This window comes from Haemophilus influenzae (assembly GCF_900475755.1).
GTDB classification, from domain to species: domain Bacteria; phylum Pseudomonadota; class Gammaproteobacteria; order Enterobacterales; family Pasteurellaceae; genus Haemophilus; species Haemophilus influenzae_D.
Genome location: NZ_LS483411.1, coordinates 1,773,947 through 1,792,988, shown reverse-complemented (window position 1 = coordinate 1,792,988; position 19,042 = coordinate 1,773,947). Strand labels below are relative to the sequence as shown.

Genomic DNA, 19,042 nt, shown 5'->3' with positions numbered 1-19,042 from the left:
TAAATTAAGACATTACTTATTAATTATTTTTGAGTTTGATCATAATATTGATACGCTTTGTCCATATCTTCAAAATGGTGCATCATACCATTTTCCAACACCACAGCTTTATCACAATAAGATTTCATTGCACTTGGACTATGTGAAACCAAAATAATGGAACGATCTTTACGCTTTTCAAATAATTCATATTTGCATTTCTCTGCAAACCGAGAATCTCCCACCGCTATTACTTCATCGATCAAATAACAATCAAATTCAACAGAAAGAGAAAGAGCGAATGCAAGCCGAGCTTTCATCCCTGAAGAGTATTTCTTCACTGGTTCATAAAGATAATCACCTAATTCAGAAAATTCTTTTGTAAAACGAGTCACATATTCAGGATCAACATCATATAAACGGCAGATAAAACGCAGGTTATCCATCCCGGTTAAGCTTCCCTGAAATGCACCACTAAAAGCTAATGGCCAAGAAATACTCATTGAACGATCAATAGTGCCGCTTGTTGGGGGTTCTACTCCACTGATCAACCGAATAAGTGTTGATTTGCCTGCTCCATTTCGTCCTAGGATCCCAATTTTCTCACCTTTTTTTAACTCAAAATTGATATCTTTTAGTACCGTTTTCCAACCACTATTAGTGTGATACTTTTTACACACTTTATTCATACGAATCATTGCGCCTCAATCCCTTTACTGAAATTTTTAACCATCACTAAGCCAATTAGCAATAAAGCCAAATCACTTACGACTAAAAATCCGATGCTCTCATAAGTGACTACCGTATCCCCAAAGTAACCATGACGAAACATTTCCGTACCATGAATCATTGGAAGCCAAAGTGCAATAGATTGAGCCTGTGATGGAAGATTATGTACAAAGAAAAATGCTCCTGAAATAGGTAACAATACGAAACTTAAGGTCCCCCAAATTTTACCAAAAACCTCAAATTGCTGAGCGATAGCACAAATAATTAGGCCTAAGCTAAAAGCAAACATAGCCATGAGAAACCATGCAATAAGCATATAAAACACATCTTGTGGCGCATCAATCCAACCGATCATCACCAGGATTACCATAAAAAGAATTTGAGCAATAGAAGCCCCCGCCACCTCCAGTAAAACTCGTGTAAAAATAGTATCTAACACACGAACATTTCGATGATAAAGTAAGCTAAGATTTGCTGAAATTGATCCAATTGCACGATTCGAAGCATTGCGCCACATCATCGCCATAGGATAGCCCGTCATGACAAAAGCAATCATATTTAAAGTTGAAAATTTATCAGCACGAATAAATTTCCACATCATCACAATAAAAAAAGTCATGAGTAAAGGCTCAACAAACAGCCATAGAAAGCCAATATTTTTACGCCCATAACGAGAGACTATTTCACGCATAAGTAATGCGTTAATCACCCTCCCTTGAATCGCTAATGATTGTTTAAACGTTGTTTGATCACCATATTGCATTAGTTTTTATGCTCTCTTATGCTTGCGATAAGTAAACTCAATACACCATATAACATTAAACCGACAATAAAGGTCGCAATGATATTATAAATACGACTTGGCTCTAATGCCCAGTCAGGTTTACTTGGTTGACTAATTATTTCTAAATAAAGTTGTTGGCGATCGGCTTCTCCGCGAGTGTTTTGTAAAGATGTCATTGCTGCGGTCAATTGTTGTTGAGCAAGCTCATTGTCTAAGACTAAACGTTGATAATCTGCAGTTTGTGTTGCAGCTGAATTTCCATTACCTGATAATTGACGTGTTTGTTCATCAATTTCTCTTTTCAAACTTTTCTGGCGCATTTGCAATGCGGGTACTTGTGGGTTATCTGGCGTGATTGAAATTAATTGTGCTAATTGAGTTTCAACTCGGATTAATTCACTTTTCAACGTTGAAATTAATGAAATTTGCACGCCAGATTGAGCCGGTAAATCAAAAATTTTATTTTTAATACGATATTGACTCAATGCTTGTGCACTTTCATTCACATTTTTCTCTGCATCTTTTACGGCCTGCTCAGCAAATTCAATCGTATCTTTTCTTGCACGCTCATTTAATCTATTGATTAATGATTCACCTTCTTTCAATAAGCGCTCATTGATTTGATAACCTTCTTCAGCATCAAAAGCATGCACTCGCAATGTTGCAATGCCAGAAATAGAATCCACATCAACACTCAAACGTTCTTTAAAATAACGATAGAATGCCTCTTGTGTATCATTCAAACCAAACCCATTAAAGCGGCTTAATAAATCGCCTTTTTCAGAATAAAAAGTGCGAAGAGGCAAACTTTGCTCTAATGCTGATAGTGCTGTACGTGAACGCATATACTCTTGCACAGAGTAAGTATCATCCTGTGAACGAGAAAAACCCGTACTTTGCAATAATGCACCAACTCCGCTTAAAGAAGACTGACTGCGAGGAGAACGTACTACAAAACTAGATTCTGAAACATAGATATCAGATGCTAATAGACCAAAATATACTGCAGAAAAAGCAGTTGGAATCAATACAGTTAATCCAAAAAGCGAATTCATTTTATTCCAAAGTGATTTCTTCTTTTTCTTCGGTGCCACTGGGTTTTCGGTTGTCATATTATCCCCTTAAATTAATAACTTCTGATCGTATTGGTCGTACTCGTTACCGGCGAGGTAATCGAGAAAATCATTCTCAAGAATTTTTGGAATTCTGAAAGCGGTGCATTCGACACATATACAATATCTTTATCTTGGATAGGGAAGCGTTGTAATAAAAACATGGTTTCCGGTTGTAATAAATTCGCACGGTATACGGTTGGCACTTCCATGCCATTACCATACCCCTTAGCCGCCCATTCTTGCTGTGCTTTAGAGTCTAATTGTGCAAACGGCATATAACGGAATACAAAGACACCTCGTGGGTCAGAACGCGTGTCAATCAAACCGCCCATTTTACCAATCGCTTCAGCAAGCGTAATACCACTGCTAGAAAAACGTAACTGTTGGTTATTACCTACAGCGCCTAGCCCTGTAAATTTATATGGCGTATTTAAAAGTGAAACCACATCGCCTGCACGTAATACAATATTTTGCTTAGGATCGGCAATTAAGGTTTCAAATGCCAATGTTTTCACTTGATTTCCTCGCGTAAGCTGAACAGTCACATCTTCAATATTTTCTGTTGATCCACCTACAGCAGCCACTGCATCTAAAACACGTTCATCATTTGCAGTTAATGGCATACGCACAGTACTACCTTGACGAATAACAATCACATCTGATGAATTATTGTTAGCAATTTTAACTACTGCCTGTGGTTGATTTGCTTTACGTCTAAGGCTTGCCACAATTTGAGCTTGAATAACCTCTGGTGTCTTACCTGCGACACTGATATTTCCAACAAATGGCACGGTTACCGTACCATTTTTATTTACGATTTGTGAAGGTAATTGTGTAACATGGCCACTGCCCTGTCCTTCACTACTAAATGTTGTACCAAATAACACTGCTGGAGGGGCTTCCCAAATGGAGATCTCTAATACATCACCCACATTTACAGCACCAGCATAACCGCTGCTGCCAGACACATCTGCAAACCCTGAAAAGCGTTGACTTTGTTGTGCCATGTACATTTGTTGCACGAGTAATTCATTTAACTCAACTACATTAACTTTTGCTGCTAACTCAGATGCATCAGCTCCTTGGTTTATATCTAATACCGCTGAATGACTTGGTCCTGAAGTTGGTAACGAAGAACAAGCGGAAAGTCCAAACATCAATGCAAAGCTGACCGCTTTTAGTGGATAATTTTTCATTGAATATCTCATCTCATGATTAGGAATAAAAACGTCAAGACTTGCAAAATATTGCATAAATCATTTTCGCTCATATGCGTGAAAATAATCCTGCAGAGTATAGCATTTATTCAATCAGGAATCAAAATTTTTATCCCCTCTTTAATATTAATACGATTTATGTATTGTTTATATTTTTATAAATCTCATAATAATTTAAAATTACATTCATTTACTTTTTTGATAATTGACAATTCATACTAAATAGGCTAAAATCACCAGTTGAACTAGCCGCTATACAAACAGCAAGAAAAGCTAATAATGATTCTAAAATATATATTAGCGCTTATATGCTAAATATAATTAGTAAGGTTATATTAATATGAAAAAACTAAAAAAATTTGTTACGAAGCCACACATATTTTTTCGTGACGCATTGAATAATAAATACCCTATTATAAATAATGAACAAGGAATTAAAGAATTAGATGAACGAGCTGTTCTCTCTCATCAAGAAAATCTGGAAAAACTAGAAAGCTCGCTAATGAATACACCAATACCTATTGATGTCGTTTTCACATGGGTTAATGATAAAGATGAAAAATGGCAGGAAAAGAAACAGCACTATTCGAAACTAGCAAACAACTATGCATTCTATGCGAAAGATAATGTCAGATTTGAAGAACATAACGAGCTATTTTACTCTGTCAAAAGTGTACAAAAATTCTTACCTTGGGTACGGTACATTTTTATCGTAACGGATAATCAAATACCACATTGGCTTAATAATGAAGATTCCCAAATTAAAATTGTGGATCATCGTGAGATCATTGATCACGATTATCTTCCTACGTTTAATTCACATGTTATTGAGGCTAATCTACATAAAATTCCAAACCTAAGTGAACATTTTATTTATTTTAATGATGATGTATTTGTAGCTAAACCTTTACAAAAAAGCCATTTTTTTAAACCTAATGGGCTAGCCTCTATTTTCCTATCCATTAAAAACTTAGATAAAATGTATGCAAAAGGTACAACTACGCCTACATTACTCGCTTCAATGAATTCAAGACGCTTATTACGAAAAATGTATGGACAAGAATTAAACATACAAACACCACTAATTCACTCCTATATTCCACTCAAGAAAAGTGTTTTTGAAAAAATATGGAGTGTGTTTAAAGAAGAGATTGAAAGTTTTTTATCAAATAGATTTAGGGGTAAAAACGATCTTAATCTCGCTACTTTTTTTGTACCTTATGCCATGTATTTAGAAGGGAAAAGTGTTCTTACGCCTGAAATTTGCTATTACTTTAATATTCGCTCCGCAAATGCTAAGGCACAGTATAAAAAGTTATTACAAAAAAAAGAGAATGGAAATAGACCACATTCTTTTTGTATTAATGATACTTCTAGTTCTAATAACCATTTTTATCATAAAAATTTTAACACTTTCATAAATCTATATTTTTAGGAGGATACATGAAAACCAATTTCATATTCAGTATAATCATGCCAATTTATAATGTTGACCAATGGTTAGAAGAAGCAATATTAAGTATAATAAATCAAAAGAAAATTAATTTTGAAGAAAATGTTCAATTAATTTTAGTTAATGATTGTAGCCCTGATAACAGTGAAGAAATATGTCTAAAATTTAGAAAAAAATATCCTAATAATATTTTATATTACAAGAATGAGAAGAACCTAGGATTATCTGGAACAAGAAATAAAGGATTAACCCTTGCAGAAGGGAAATACATTAATTTCTTTGATCCTGATGATACATTATCTCCATCTGTACTTTATGAAGTAAATAAATTTTTTACACAAAATTCTTCTCAAAATTTAGCTCATATATCAATACCTTTAGTATTTTTTGAGGCTGCTTCTGGATTACATCCTAAATATAGATTACTTGGAAATAAAAACAGAATTATTGATTTAGATAAAGAACAACATAACTTTATACTTTCATCTGCAAGTTCATTCTATCCAAGAGATAATATTAAGAAAAATAAATTTGATACCTCATTATTTGGAGAAGAAGACACCCTATTTAATTTTAATATCTACAGTAATATTAATAAATTTGGCTATGTGTGCGAAAATGGCGTTCAATACAACTATAGAAGAAGACAAGAAGGAGGATCACAAGTAGACCTAAGTAGAGTAAAACCACAAGCTTTTATTACCCCAATCCAAATATTAGAAAATGTTAATGCAAAAGATCAAGTTTTATTCTATGAACTAATAGCTTACCAGCTTAGATCAAGAATAAAAAATATAAAACCTGAAATATTCCAGAATAAGAATGATTATAATCATATAATTAATAGATATAGAGATTTTATGTCTCTAATTCCTAAAGATTTTATTTTACATAAAACAAAGTATTTAGAAACACAAGAACAAAAAATTGACTTTATTTCAGAAATATATAGAAAGAATCTAACAATAGATGAAGATGCTTATATTAACATAGATGATTGTAAAATATTTAAATGCAATGATTTACCATTGGATATAAAAAATATTAGTATTGAAAAAAATGTTCTTATAATTGAAACATTATTTAATAATTTTAACATCGAAGATCTTAGCATTGTTATAATGGACAAAGGTAAAAATATTATAAAACCAATTAAAGAATATTATTGCGACAGCCTCTATATTCATAAATGCTGTGATATAAAATCAAGTAATAACATATTATATTCTAGATTCGAAATACCAGTATTTAGAAAAGGTGAATATCGACTTTATTTTAAGAGAAAAAGCAATGGCTTCTTACATATAGTAAATAGACTTAGAACATATAGCGAAAGTCCATTCCTTGGCAATGGCGTATTTAATTCAAATTTATTTAAGCTTTATTCTGAACAGAATACTAGTATATCTTTATATAAAAAAGCTTTTTATATAAAAAGCTCTACTGTAATTAATAAAATATCAAATAGGATAAAATCATTATTTTTAATAAGAAAAAGACATAAAACATGGAAATGGTTAAGATTATTAAAACTTAATAAACCTAAGTACTGGCTATTTAATGACCGACCAATTAATGCTAATGATAATGCAGAAGCATTCTTTACGTATATTAATAAATCGGTTCCTCATATCGCTAAGAACTCTTATTTTGTTCTAGATAAAAATTCCCCAGATATAAGTAGAATCAAGAAAATAGGTAAAGTTATCATTCAAAATAGCCTAAAACATAAGTTACTTTATTTAAATTCTAAGTATATATTTACATCGCATTTAGCAACATCATTTTTTAAACCAATATCATTTAAGCATTTAAAATATTATAATGATTTGATAGAAACAAAAATTATATGGTTACAGCATGGTATAACTATGAATAACATAGAAATAGCTGCAAATAAATTTAACAAGCATATTTATAAAATTGTAACGGCAGCAAACTTTGAAAATTCAATATTTAAAAATAAGAATTTCTTTTTTAATAAAGAAGACTTATTTAATGTGGGTTTTCCAAGATATGATAAATTAATTAAGAAAAAAGATGAAGATAAGATTGTACTCATTATGCCCACATGGAGATCCTATCTAAGTGGAAATATTATAAAAAATGGATTGCATGCTGAATTAGAAATCTTTAAAGAATCTGACTACTATAAAAATTTTGTCGATTTATTATCAAATAAATTACTAATTAATACATTAAAAGAAAATAATGTTATTATTAAATTTGTTTTACATCCTGGATTTAAACAGTATGCTAAATACTTTAAACAGTTAGAATCAAATGAAATTCTTATTATCGATGAATTATCTCTATCTTACAAGGATCTTTTTAATGAAGCATCATTATTAATAACGGATTATTCTAGTGTGTTTTTTGATTTCTCTTACAAAGAAAAACCATCTATATTTTTCCAATTTGATGAAGATGAATTCTATTCAAAACACTATAAAAAAGGATTCTTTGACTTTACTAGCATGGCGCCAGGAAAAGTAACTTATAACACAGATGATTTAATATCTGAAATTATTAAAAGTATAATTTCTAATTTTTCTATTAAAAATGAATATCTATATAGAATTAGAAATATGTATAAATATAATGATAATAAAAACTGTGAAAGATTATTAAATGAGGTATTGAAAAATGAATAATAAGAGACACATTAGACTAAAAGAATTTTTTCCGGGAATCCATAGAGTTCATACACCATCAGAAAGTTATATAAAAAAATCCCCCTTACTACAAAAAAATAGATCTTATTTTCAGAAAGTTGACAATAATGGATTTATGCAATCTCATTTAAATATCCAAGAAGATAAAAAAATTTTTTTAGTTGGTGATTCATTCATAGAAAGTATTTTTATCGATGAATCAAAGAGAATAAACGCAATTATGGAAGAAAGCTTTCTATTTCAAGAAGGAAAAGAAGTAAAAGTATATAATGCTGGAGTATCTGGTTCTACAGGGTTAAACTTATTTAACCTTATACTTAATAAAATTATTATTTTAAAGCCTGACGTTATTATATACTCTCAACCTTCCTGTGATTTTTCTGCTTTACTATATGAAAATGGATATTATAACAATAGTAAATATTTTTCTAATATTATTCCATCAGTAGAAAGTGATGTTTTTAGATTCAAAACTATTCAAGATAATTTAATTCAGATACAGAATAATATTATTATGCTATCTAAACTATGTGAGTTATACAGTATCGATCTCTTTATATCAACTTGCTGTTCAAATTCATCTAAACGCCAACTTAAAATGATGAATGATATTATTAGAGAGAATTCTTATCTTGGGTATAAGGTTATTGATTTGGACTTGATAGTACCAAAAACAGAGGCCTATTTTTATGATAAACAACACTTAAATGAATATGGTAGTAATTTAGTTGCTAATATTTATCTATATAACGTTAGAAATTTTTCAGATGACATGCCAAAAAAAACAATACAAAAACATCATATACAAAAAATAAATGGCGTCTTTGAAATAACCTCAAACAACTTAGAAAAAGAGAGCAACTCTATTTTGTTAAAAATAAAAAACAATGAAAAACAAAATCAAGATTTTGAAATAAAAATAACATATTTCAATGAAGGAGAAATAATAAAGAATGATGTAAAAAAAATATTATTGTTACCATTGCATAGTATAGAATGCTCATATTTTATAGAAGAACTACATCAGACTAAAGTACTTATAGAACCAATTTCTATATCAAAAAATATTGAAATAGAAATCATAAAATATACTATTACTTTATTATGTTAGCTAAAAGTATGATATGTTTTTTTAGGCATTAAAAACACAATCAATCATATAAAAATTCAAATTAGAACCATGCCAACTGCTCTGATTTTCTCGCACGGAATCAAAAAAATTCCGCATTTAGCCTCATTTTTCCCTAATCAAAAATTGGCTTTCGCGCGCATTTTTTCTGTGCCGAAGGCTGATTCTGTGTTGGGTTGGGGGTTACGTCCTTCCACGAAAAAATCACGTGCATATGCACAAAAGCATAACTTACCGTTTATCGCCTTAGAAGACGGTTTTTTACGTTCTCTTGGTCTAGGGGTTGATGGTTATCCACCACTTTCTATGGTCGTGGATAAATTAGGTATTTATTACGACACGACTCGTCCCTCAACATTGGAACAGCTTATTCAGGCAGGTGAATGTGATGAGGTTTTAGCGGAAAAGGCTCGGACACAAATTGTGACGTATCAACTTTCAAAATATAACCAAACATTAGTGGATTATGAGAAAGAAGGTGACGAGCCATTAGTGCTTGTTATCGACCAAACCTTTGGCGATATAGCGGTTAAATATGGTCAAGCCGATACTGAGCATTTTGCACAAATGTTACAAGCTGCCATTACAGAAAATCCCAATGCCAAAATTTTAGTGAAAACCCATCCTGATGTATTAAGTGGTAAAAAGCAGGGTTATTTTTCGCCAAATGAAAATGATCCAAGCGACGTGCATTTTTTTGGTGATCCCGTCAATCCGATTTCGCTAATTAAAGCCGTAGAGAAAGTTTATTGTGTTACCTCTCAAATGGGGTTTGAAGCATTATTAGTGGGTAAACCAGTGGTGACTTTTGGCGTACCATGGTTTGCTGGCTGGGGCGTAACGGATGATCGTCATCCTAATGCTAAAGCGCTAGCACAAAGTGAGCGCCGTAAAGTGCGGTCAATTTTACAACTGTTTTATGCGGCGTATTTTCAATATACTCGTTATTTGAATCCGAATACCGGCAAATCGGGAACGATTTTTGATGTCATTAACCACATCATTCACACCAAAGCACTTAACTTGCGCTTACAAGGCAATCTCTATTGCGTTGGAATATCCTTGTGGAAACGTGCGGTTATTAAACCGTTTTTCCGTTTACCAAGCTGCAAGCTACATTTTGTTAAAGATGTGAGCAAACTCAATGGTAAAACATTCACAAAAAATGACCGCTTGTTACTATGGGGAACGGGTAAAGAAGCCGCGCTAAATTATGCTAAAGCGCATAATATTAACGTGCTCAGAATGGAAGATGGGTTTATTCGTTCAGTTGGGCTTGGCTCAAACTTGGTTGCACCACTTTCTTTAGTGTGTGACGATTTAGGTATCTATTTCAATGCAGAAAGTCCTTCTCGCTTAGAAGAGATTTTGCAGCATCAACAATTTACCGAAGCAGATTTAATCGAAGCCAGTCAGCTACAACATGTGTTGGTATCGCAACATATCGGTAAATATAATGTCGGTGAAGGAACATTTTCTTTACCGAATACAGTCAAAAAGAAAATTTTAGTGGTAGGACAGGTCGAAGACGATGCCTCTATTCGAACTGCCTCACCGAATATTCGCACTAATTTAGATTTATTAAAAACAGTACGCGCCGCAAATCCTCAAGCTTATATCGTTTATAAGGCACACCCGGATGTTGTAAGTGGTAATCGCATTGGTCATATTGCAGAATCGCAAGCGGTCAAATTAGCGGATCAAATTGCAAAAACAGAAAACGTGCTTGACTGCATCAATGCCGTGGATGAACTACACACCATGACATCTCTTGCAGGTTTTGAAGCCTTGCTAAGAAACAAAACGGTGCATTGTTATGGTTTGCCATTTTATAGCCACTGGGGATTGACCGTTGATCACTGCTCTTTTAACCGCCGCAATCGAAAACTTTCATTGTTAGAACTTATTGCTGGCACATTGGTCTATTATCCACAATATGTTAATCCGAATACGGGTGAGCTAACCAATGCTCAAACAGCGATTGAAATTTTAAAAGCACAGCGTTTAGCGCTTAATCACAGTGGCATTCATCGCCATTGGTTGGCAAAACAATATGGCAAATTACAGCATTTAGTGCGCACATTGCGTACTTAACAATGCAGTTATGGCAATATGTCTTAATCATATAATCAATAATCATTTTCGTATGAACCACTATTTAGATGAATTAGTCCAAAGTTCGAAACGGATTTTACTTTTGCAAGGACCAATCGGCCACTTTTTTACCGATCTTTCAGCTTGGTTAGTGGGACAAGGAAAAACCGTTTATAAAATCAATTTTAACGGTGGCGATGAGCATTTTTATCCGTCATCGATTGAAAACACGATTGCTTATCGTGGCTCAGTGAGTGAGTTCTACCCTTACTTGCAACTATTTTGCAAACAACACAATATTGATGCGATGGTTTGCTTTGGTGACAACCGTAAATACCACAAAATTGCAAAAAAAATATCACAAGATGAAAAAATTCCATTTTGGGTGTTTGAAGAAGGCTATTTCCGTCCTGATTACGTCACACTCGAAAAACAAGGGGTAAATGCGTTCTCTCCTCTTCCTCGTCAAGCAGATTTCTATCTTGAGCAAGCCGAAAATTTACCTGAGCCAGCTGTACCACTTAAATTAGCCAAAGGTTTTTTACCGATGGCAAAAGTGGCAATCGCTTATTATATTAAAGCTTATTTGGGGCGAGATAATTACCCGAAATACCAGCACCACCGTATTCTGAATCTGAAATACTATATAAAACTCTGGGTTACATCAGGCATTAAGCGGACTTGTTATTACTTGCGTGATCGCTCGTTTGCAAAAAAAGTAACAAAAGGAGAACTCGGTTATTTTTTTATTGTACCACTGCAAGTTTACGATGACAGCCAAGTAAAAGTACATTGCGACTTCAATAGCGTCGGTGAATTCTTAGCTGAAGTACTACAGTCTTTTGCTACATCTGCGCCTAATCATTTAAACTTGATCATTAAGCACCACCCAATGGATAGAGGTTTTATTCATTATGAGTCTGTTATTCTAGAGTTTGAAAGCCGCTATCCTCAATTAAAAGGGCGACTATTCTATGTGTACGATGTGTCATTGCCTGTTCTACTTCGCCATGGAAAAGGCATGGTAACATTAAACAGTACGAGTGGTATTTCAGCCTTATTACATGGAATGCCCGTTATTACGCTTGGGCGTGCTAATTATCATTTTGAAGGTCTTACACACCAAGGGGATTTGGCTTCATTTTGGCAAAATCCAACCAAGCCTGATATGCCTGTATTTGAGGCTTACCGCAAATATCATCTGAATAAAACCATGATTAATGGTAGTTTTTATAATCGAGTGATCCTTCCCTTACATCCGGATAAAAATTAATCAAACCTATCCGCCAATAAAAACTGTAAAACTGCATCCATTCTTAAATGCGGGATGCTTTCACCTTGTTGTAAAACTTGAGGTTCAAAGGAATCAAAGTCAAAAGATTGTTTTGACCAGAACTCAGCATTAGGTAGTTTACTTGGAACAGATCCTGGATAAAGTGTAATCAGTTGTTTATCTAAAGAACGCACACCTTGAATAGCTTTGATTTGTTTACCGTTTTGATTAACTAAAACTTGTTTTGTCGCTCGAATCGCAGCAATTGCCGTATATTCTGTATCAATCCCTTCAAATTCTACATGACGACCGCCTTCTTGCACCAATTGGCGCATCAGACTAATTAAGTTTTGAATTTGATCTGTCGTGATATGATCGGCTTTTGTTGCCACAAACATGAGCTTATCAATATTCGGGGAAAACAAGCGATTAAGTAAATTGCGTTTCCCATAACGGAAATTTTTGAAAAGCTCATTAAGACCTGTTTGCATATCAATAAAGGCTTGTTGGCTATGATTCAGTGGCGTTAAGCAATCCGCTAAAATTACTTGGCGATCAAAAGTAGAAAAATAATTTTCATAAAAGCCTTTCACCACCTTATTACGATAATAATCATATCGTTTATTTAACACGGCAAAATAGCTATTGGATTTCGCCTCTCTTTTCAGTTTTTGCCATTGTTCTTCCGACAAATGCAATAACGGGAAAAATTGCAAAACAGGTGCGACTTCTAATTCCCCAGGCAAGACAAATCGGCCTGGTTGAATAAATTGCATTCCTTCTGCTTTGCAAGCAAGTAAATAGTCGGTATAAGATTTTGCAATCTGCGCTAAAACATCTTCATTGACGACCGCACTTAAGTCGAGCTTTTTCAGTTTATCCAACCACTCTTGGGCAAACTGTTGGCGAATACCCGATGTAATTTTAGCTTGTTCAAGTGACCATTGTTGAAAATCTAGATTCAGCAAAGGTAAATCCAATAGCCATTCACCAGGATAATCGAAAATATCCAAGTATAATGTGCCACGTTCTTTAAAATGACGAAGTAAGCCCGATTGACGTTCAAAACGAATAGCAAGACGTGTTTCACTCACCCCTCGAGTAGATTGGCACCATTGTGGTGGATTATTCACTAAATCATTGAGATTCGCTTCATAATCAAAACGTGGAATACTTAAATCCTGTTGAGGCACTCGTTTTACCGCCAAAATAGACTGATTTCGGGCAGCCTCAAATAAAGGAAGATGAGCATTTTCCTCTTGATTAATATGTAACAGTTGATTAATCAAACTCGTAATAAAAGCCGTTTTACCGCTTCGACTTAACCCGGTTACAGCCAAGCGCAAAGTGCGGTCAAATCCACGATTGATTATTTTACAATTCACTCAATTTATCAAAAAACGGTCTTTAATAATAAAGCTATGTTACATCGAAATGTCACTTTTTGTTTTTTATTGTGTGGGTTGAGCCTAATTAATCTGGCACAAGCTGCCCCGCGCATACCTAAAATGCTGACAGAAAATGGCTTAACATACTGCACAAATGCATCGGGTTTTTCCTTTAACCCGCAAACTGCAGACGCAGGTACCAGTATGAATGTGGTGACGGAGCAAATTTATAACAAATTGTTTGATATGAAAGACCACAGTGCAGCACTTGTTCCTGTGTTAGCACAATCCTATTCAATTTCATCTGATGGCAAACAAATTCTCATTAATCTTCGTCAAGGGGTGAAATTCCATCGTACGCCTTGGTTTACCCCAACACGTGAGTTTAATGCAGAAGATGTGGTCTTTTCGATTAATCGTGTTTTAGGGCATGATACTTATCTACCGACACTTTCAGACGATGTAGTAACCTATAAAAATCCACAATATAGAATCTTTCACGAGCAAGCCAAGAAGGTTCACTTTCCCTATTTTGAAAGTATTAAGCTGAATCAAAAAATTAAAAGTATCACAGCAACGAATCCTTATCAGGTCAAAATTGAACTGTTTGAACCTGATGCCTCAATTCTGTCGCATCTTGCCAGTCAATACTCTATTATTTTCTCGCAAGAATATGCATACCAATTAAGTGCTGATGATAACCTCTCCCAATTGGATACTCATCCTGTCGGCACGGGGCCGTACCAAGTAAAAGACTACGTTTATAATCAATATGTTCGCTTAATACGTAATGAGGAGTATTGGAAAAAAGAAGCCAAAATTAAAAATATTATTGTAGATCTTTCAGCTGAGCGCAGTGGTCGTTTAATAAAATTCTTTAATAATGAATGTCAGATTGCTTCTTCTCCAGAAATCAGCCAACTTGGTTTGTTAAGTGAAAAAAATGCCTCTTATTATTTACAATCAACAGAAGGGATGAATTTAGCTTATTTAGCTTTCAATTTTCAAAAATCGTTAATGCAGGATAAAACTATTCGTCAAGCCATTTCGCAAAGCTTAAACCGTTTTAGAATTGTACGAAACATTTATCATAACACGGCAACTGTAGCGAATAATATTATTCCTGATATTTCTTGGGCTTCGGCGATTAACACACCTGATTTTACTTATGATTATCAGCCTTCAAAAGCGGAAAAAATCTTACGAGATAAGAAATTAGCATTGAAAATGTGGGTAATAAACGAAGAGCAAGTATATAATCCTGCCCCCATTAAAATGGCTGAACTTATCAAATGGGATTTAGCAAAGGTTGGAGTGGATGTTAAAGTGCGGTCAGTCACACGTACATTTTTAACCGAACAATTACGCAATCACACTGAAGATTACGATTTGATTTTAACGGGGTGGCTTGCAGGAAACCTTGATCCTGATGGTTTTATGCGCCCGATTTTAAGTTGTGATACTCAAAATGAAATCACAAATTTATCAAATTGGTGTAACCCTGAATTTGATAAGATGATGGATCGTGCACTGTCGACTAATCATTTATATGAGCGTTCTAAAGCTTATAATAGCGCACAAGAACTTATTTTAAATGAATTACCTATTGTGCCAATTGCAAACGTTCAACGACTTTTAGTCGCAAGTGGCACGTAAAAGGCATAGAAATGACACCATTTGGTAGCATCAATTTTTCTACTTTATATTTTATGAAAACTAAGGAGAAAAAATAATGCTCCTTTCAGCAATTAGACATATAGTTTGGGTGATTATCTTATTATTGATTCTCTCTTTGCTAAGCTTTGTCATTTTAATGCGTGATCCGCTTAATGCTGCTCTTATTACCAATAATATTTATAGTACTTACTATCACTATTTAACATCATTATTACAAGGCGATTTGGGCATTACTTATAACGGCGGAAAATCCTTAAAAGATTTAATTTTCACCGTCTTACCACCCACATTAGAACTCTGCTTTACTGCGCTCTTATTAGCTTGTCTTTTAAGTATTCCTTTGGGTGTATTAAGTGCGGTCTATAATCAAGGTGCTTTTTCACGAACATTGCAAAGTATCTCGAATGTTGGTTTATCGATTCCTAGTTTCTGGTTAGCCCCTATTTTGCTTTATGTTGCAGCAATTCAAAATTGGGAAATTGCAGCAATTGGACAATATAATTTACTCTATGAAATCAAACCAATAACAGGTTTTCCCATCATTGATATGTGGTTTTTAGATGTGACTTACCGAACAAAAATAGTACAGAACGTTTTACAACATTTAGCCTTGCCCACATTGGTGCTTTGCATTCTACCAACAATGGAATTTATCCGTATTATTCAACAACGAGCAAATTATCTACTTCAGCAAGAATATGCTAAAGCAGCAGTAACTCGTGGATGGTCAAAATGGATGATCTTAAGACGTTATGTTTTTCGAAATACATTTCCATTATTAATTCCACAGTTTACTCGTGTATTTACCTTAGTGTTAACACAATGTATGCTAGTAGAGACAGTCTTAGGCTGGCCTGGTATTGGACTTTGGCTCATAAATGCTGTAACCCAACAAGATTACAATAGCATTTCTGCCGGTGTAGTGGTAATTGGTATTTGTATAATCATTATTGATACCTTAGCCAAATTACTCATGTTTATATTAGATCCATTTAATAAGAAGGGATGGTATGCAAGATAGAGAACCTGATGAATTTCGTGAAAGTACCTCCTTTTTTCAGATTTGGTTGCTTTTTCGTCAAAATCGTGTAGCGTTATTTAGTTTCTATTTATTTGTTTTTCTTATTTTTATCGCACTTTTTCCCAAGCTAATCATGCCTTATAACGAAAGCATGGAATTTGTGGGAGAAGAATTGATGCCGCCATCTTGGGTCGAAAAAGGCCGTATTGCCTTTTTCTTTGGAACCGATGATCTCGGTCGTGATGTATTCAGTCGACTCATCATGGGAACGCACTATACCCTTGGTTCATCTCTTTTAGTCGTCATTGCTGTAGCGATTATTGGTGGTGCATTAGGTATTCTTGCGGGCATGTCAGAAGGGATTAAATTTCGTGTCTTAGGCCATATTTTTGATGCGTTTTTATCCATTCCTATTTTGTTGATTGCCATTATCATTTCAACATTAATGGAACCGAGCTTGATGAATGCCATATTTGCTACCCTATTAGCTATTTTGCCGTATTTTGTACATGCCATTTATCAAGCCATTCAACAAGAGCTGAAGAAAGACTATGTTCTCTTACTAAGATTAGATGGGATTTCAAACTGGGAGCTATTAAAAAGCACCATTTTGCCGAATATTAGTGTTACCTATACGCAAGAAATCGCCCGTGCATTTGTGGTTGCTATTTTAGATATTGCAGCATTAAGCTTTATTTCTCTAGGTGCACAACGTCCAATGCCTGAATGGGGCGCAATGATTAAAGATTCATTAGAATTAATTTATCTTGCACCATGGACAGTGTTATTACCCGGTTTTGCTATTATTTTTACCATTTTATTGAGCATTATTTTTACTAACGGATTGTGTAAAGCAATCAATAAATATTACGAGTAACCCATGGCGCTGTTAGATATTCGCAATCTTAATATTGAAATTCAAACACCAAACGGCCGTATAAAAATTGTGGACGGCGTCAATCTTTCAGTCAATGAAGGGGAAATTCTAGGACTTGTTGGTGAATCCGGTTCCGGTAAAAGTTTAATCGCTAAAATAATCAGTAATTCCATTAAAGATAACTGGATTGTTACGGCTGACCGTTTTCGTTTTAATGATGTTGAATTACTTAAACTAACACCGAATCAACGTCGAAAAATCGTTGGTAAAGAAATTTCAATGATTTTCCAAAATCCATTAAGCTACCTAGATTCAAGCCGAAGAATCGGCAAACAGCTTATTCAGAGTATTCCGAACTGGACATTTAAAGGTCATTGGTGGCAATGGTTCGGCTGGAAAAAACGTCGAGCAATTGAATTACTACACCGTGTAGGTATTAAAGATCACCTGGACATTATGGCATTATCCTGACGATCTCACAGAAGGTGAAGGTCAAAAAGTCATGATCGCAGTAGCGATTGCAAATCAGCCTCGCTTATTAATTGCGGATGAGCCCACCAATTCTTTGGAGTCAATTACAGCATTACAAATTTTCCGCTTACTTTCAAGCATGAATCAAAACCAAGGCACAACGATTTTATTAGCGAGTAATGATCTGAAAAGTATTAGTGAATGGTGTGATAGCATTTCTGTGCTTTATTGTGGTCAAAATACAGAGTCTGGCCCAACCGAGCAATTATTAGAAATGCCTCATCATCCTTATACACAAGCATTACTCTACTCAGTTCCCGACTTTAGTCGCCCCTTAAGTTTTAAAAGCCGATTGGGAACATTGGAAGGCATTGTCCCCATTCTGGAACAAATGCCGATGGGGTGTCGATTAGGGCCTCGCTGTCCTTTCGCACAACGTGAATGTATTCAAAAGCCAAGCCGATATCGCATTAAACAGCACGAGTTTTCCTGCCATCATCCAATAAATATCCGAGAAAGGCAGTTTAAAGATAAAATGACAACGTCACCACTTACGCTCAATACAGAATCAAAAGGAAGTGAATAATGCCTTTACTACAAGTGGAAAATCTTAGCAAAACCTTTGAAGGTCCGGCTAAATTTTTTGGTACAGAGCAGTTTTATGCAGTAAAAGAGATAAGCTTTTCACTTAATCGCAAAGAAACGCTTGCGATCATTGGTAAAAATGGTTCGGGTAAATCAACCTTAGTTAAAATGATCGCAGGGATTCCCCCCCCAACTTCAGGAAAAATATTATTCAATGATTTACCGTTACAATTTGAAGATTTTCATAATCGAGCACAGCATATCCGAATGGTTTTCCAAGATGCGAATTCAGCATTTAACCCTCGCTTAAATATAGGACAAGCCTTAGACGCACCATTGAAATTAATTACCGATTGGGATGAAGAAACACGCAATCAAAAGATCTTTGAAACGCTTTCATTAGTGGGACTTTATCCCGATTATACTAATCTTAAAATTAAACATCTCTCAATGAGCCAAAAACAGCGGATCGCCTTAGCTCGCGCACTGATTCTTCAGCCTGAAATTATTATTATCAGCCCTGTGCAGTAAAACTCCGTCCTTCAGGGCGGAGATATAAGGCACAAACGGCGTAG

The 19,042-nt window shown here is 34.5% G+C and carries 12 protein-coding genes and 3 pseudogenes; 10 read left to right on the top strand and 5 right to left on the bottom strand.

Translation table 11 applies throughout. The features are described from left to right. Nucleotides 1-23 precede the first annotated feature (23 nt). Genes bexA through bexD form a run of 4 tightly spaced genes read right to left on the bottom strand, consistent with a single transcriptional unit; the run spans nucleotide 24 to nucleotide 3,803 of the window. Nucleotides 24-677 carry a capsule polysaccharide exporter ATP-binding protein BexA gene (gene bexA, locus DQN24_RS08770; protein ID WP_021034845.1) on the bottom strand — a complete coding sequence of 218 codons (654 nt, stop codon included), beginning with the start codon at nucleotides 675-677 and terminating at the stop codon, nucleotides 24-26. Further along, nucleotides 674-1,471, bottom strand: a complete 798-nt coding sequence (gene bexB, locus DQN24_RS08765; protein ID WP_021034846.1) for a capsule polysaccharide exporter permease BexB — start codon at nucleotides 1,469-1,471, stop codon at nucleotides 674-676. The genes bexA and bexB overlap by 4 nt, the downstream gene beginning before the upstream one ends. Then, nucleotides 1,471-2,604: a capsule polysaccharide exporter BexC gene (gene bexC / locus DQN24_RS08760; protein ID WP_021034847.1), complete on the bottom strand. Its 1,134-nt coding sequence runs from the start codon at nucleotides 2,602-2,604 to the stop codon at nucleotides 1,471-1,473. The genes bexB and bexC overlap by 1 nt, the downstream gene beginning before the upstream one ends. A gap of 14 nt (nucleotides 2,605-2,618) precedes the next feature. Then, the gene (gene bexD, locus DQN24_RS08755; RefSeq protein WP_021034848.1) at nucleotides 2,619-3,803 is read right to left on the bottom strand and encodes a capsule polysaccharide exporter BexD; all 1,185 of its coding nucleotides are present in this window, start codon (nucleotides 3,801-3,803) and stop codon (nucleotides 2,619-2,621) included. Nucleotides 3,804-4,164: 361 nt separating this feature from the next. Here bexD and DQN24_RS08750 point away from each other — a divergent pair, with 361 nt between their 5' ends. From DQN24_RS08750 to DQN24_RS08730, 5 genes are all read left to right on the top strand, one after another. Beyond that, nucleotides 4,165-5,259 (top strand): Stealth CR1 domain-containing protein, encoded by a 1,095-nt coding sequence (locus DQN24_RS08750; RefSeq protein ID WP_021034849.1) that lies wholly within the window; start codon nucleotides 4,165-4,167, stop codon nucleotides 5,257-5,259. An 8-nt stretch (nucleotides 5,260-5,267) separates the two neighbouring features. After that, the gene (locus DQN24_RS08745; protein ID WP_111695724.1) at nucleotides 5,268-7,931 is read left to right on the top strand and encodes a bifunctional glycosyltransferase/CDP-glycerol:glycerophosphate glycerophosphotransferase; all 2,664 of its coding nucleotides are present in this window, start codon (nucleotides 5,268-5,270) and stop codon (nucleotides 7,929-7,931) included. After that, a complete protein-coding gene (locus tag DQN24_RS08740; protein WP_021034851.1) occupies nucleotides 7,924-9,063 on the top strand; it encodes an SGNH/GDSL hydrolase family protein in 1,140 nt (379 codons plus the stop codon). Before DQN24_RS08745 ends, DQN24_RS08740 begins: the two co-directional genes overlap by 8 nt. A 69-nt stretch (nucleotides 9,064-9,132) precedes the next feature. Next, complete coding sequence (locus tag DQN24_RS08735; RefSeq protein WP_111695723.1) at nucleotides 9,133-11,175, top strand: capsular polysaccharide biosynthesis protein; 2,043 nt, start codon at nucleotides 9,133-9,135, stop codon at nucleotides 11,173-11,175. A 52-nt stretch (nucleotides 11,176-11,227) separates the two neighbouring features. Beyond that, nucleotides 11,228-12,448, top strand: coding sequence for a capsule biosynthesis protein (locus DQN24_RS08730; protein WP_111695722.1), 1,221 nt, complete (start codon nucleotides 11,228-11,230; stop codon nucleotides 12,446-12,448). On the opposite strand, the gene DQN24_RS08725 is transcribed toward DQN24_RS08730, so the two are convergent. Continuing rightward, nucleotides 12,445-13,833, bottom strand: a complete 1,389-nt coding sequence (locus DQN24_RS08725) for a YcjX family protein (protein WP_111695721.1) — start codon at nucleotides 13,831-13,833, stop codon at nucleotides 12,445-12,447. The two genes, DQN24_RS08730 and DQN24_RS08725, sit on opposite strands and share 4 nt — an antisense overlap. Nucleotides 13,834-13,869: 36 nt before the next feature. Here DQN24_RS08725 and DQN24_RS08720 point away from each other — a divergent pair. The 5 genes and pseudogenes from DQN24_RS08720 to DQN24_RS08700 form a co-directional block, all read left to right on the top strand. Continuing rightward, a pseudogene (locus tag DQN24_RS08720) lies at nucleotides 13,870-15,569 on the top strand (ABC transporter substrate-binding protein). Further along, nucleotides 15,569-16,534: an ABC transporter permease gene (locus DQN24_RS08715; protein ID WP_050948615.1), complete on the top strand. Its 966-nt coding sequence runs from the start codon at nucleotides 15,569-15,571 to the stop codon at nucleotides 16,532-16,534. Before DQN24_RS08720 ends, DQN24_RS08715 begins: the two are co-directional and overlap by 1 nt. Beyond that, nucleotides 16,524-17,411, top strand: coding sequence for an ABC transporter permease subunit (locus DQN24_RS08710; RefSeq protein WP_111695720.1), 888 nt, complete (start codon nucleotides 16,524-16,526; stop codon nucleotides 17,409-17,411). The genes DQN24_RS08715 and DQN24_RS08710 overlap by 11 nt, the downstream gene beginning before the upstream one ends. A gap of 3 nt (nucleotides 17,412-17,414) precedes the next feature. After that, a pseudogene (locus DQN24_RS08705) lies at nucleotides 17,415-18,468 on the top strand (oligopeptide/dipeptide ABC transporter ATP-binding protein). After that, nucleotides 18,468-18,983 (top strand): annotated as a pseudogene (locus DQN24_RS08700) (ATP-binding cassette domain-containing protein); the annotation flags it as partial. The pseudogenes DQN24_RS08705 and DQN24_RS08700, both read left to right, overlap by 1 nt. Nucleotides 18,984-19,042: the final 59 nt, after the last annotated feature.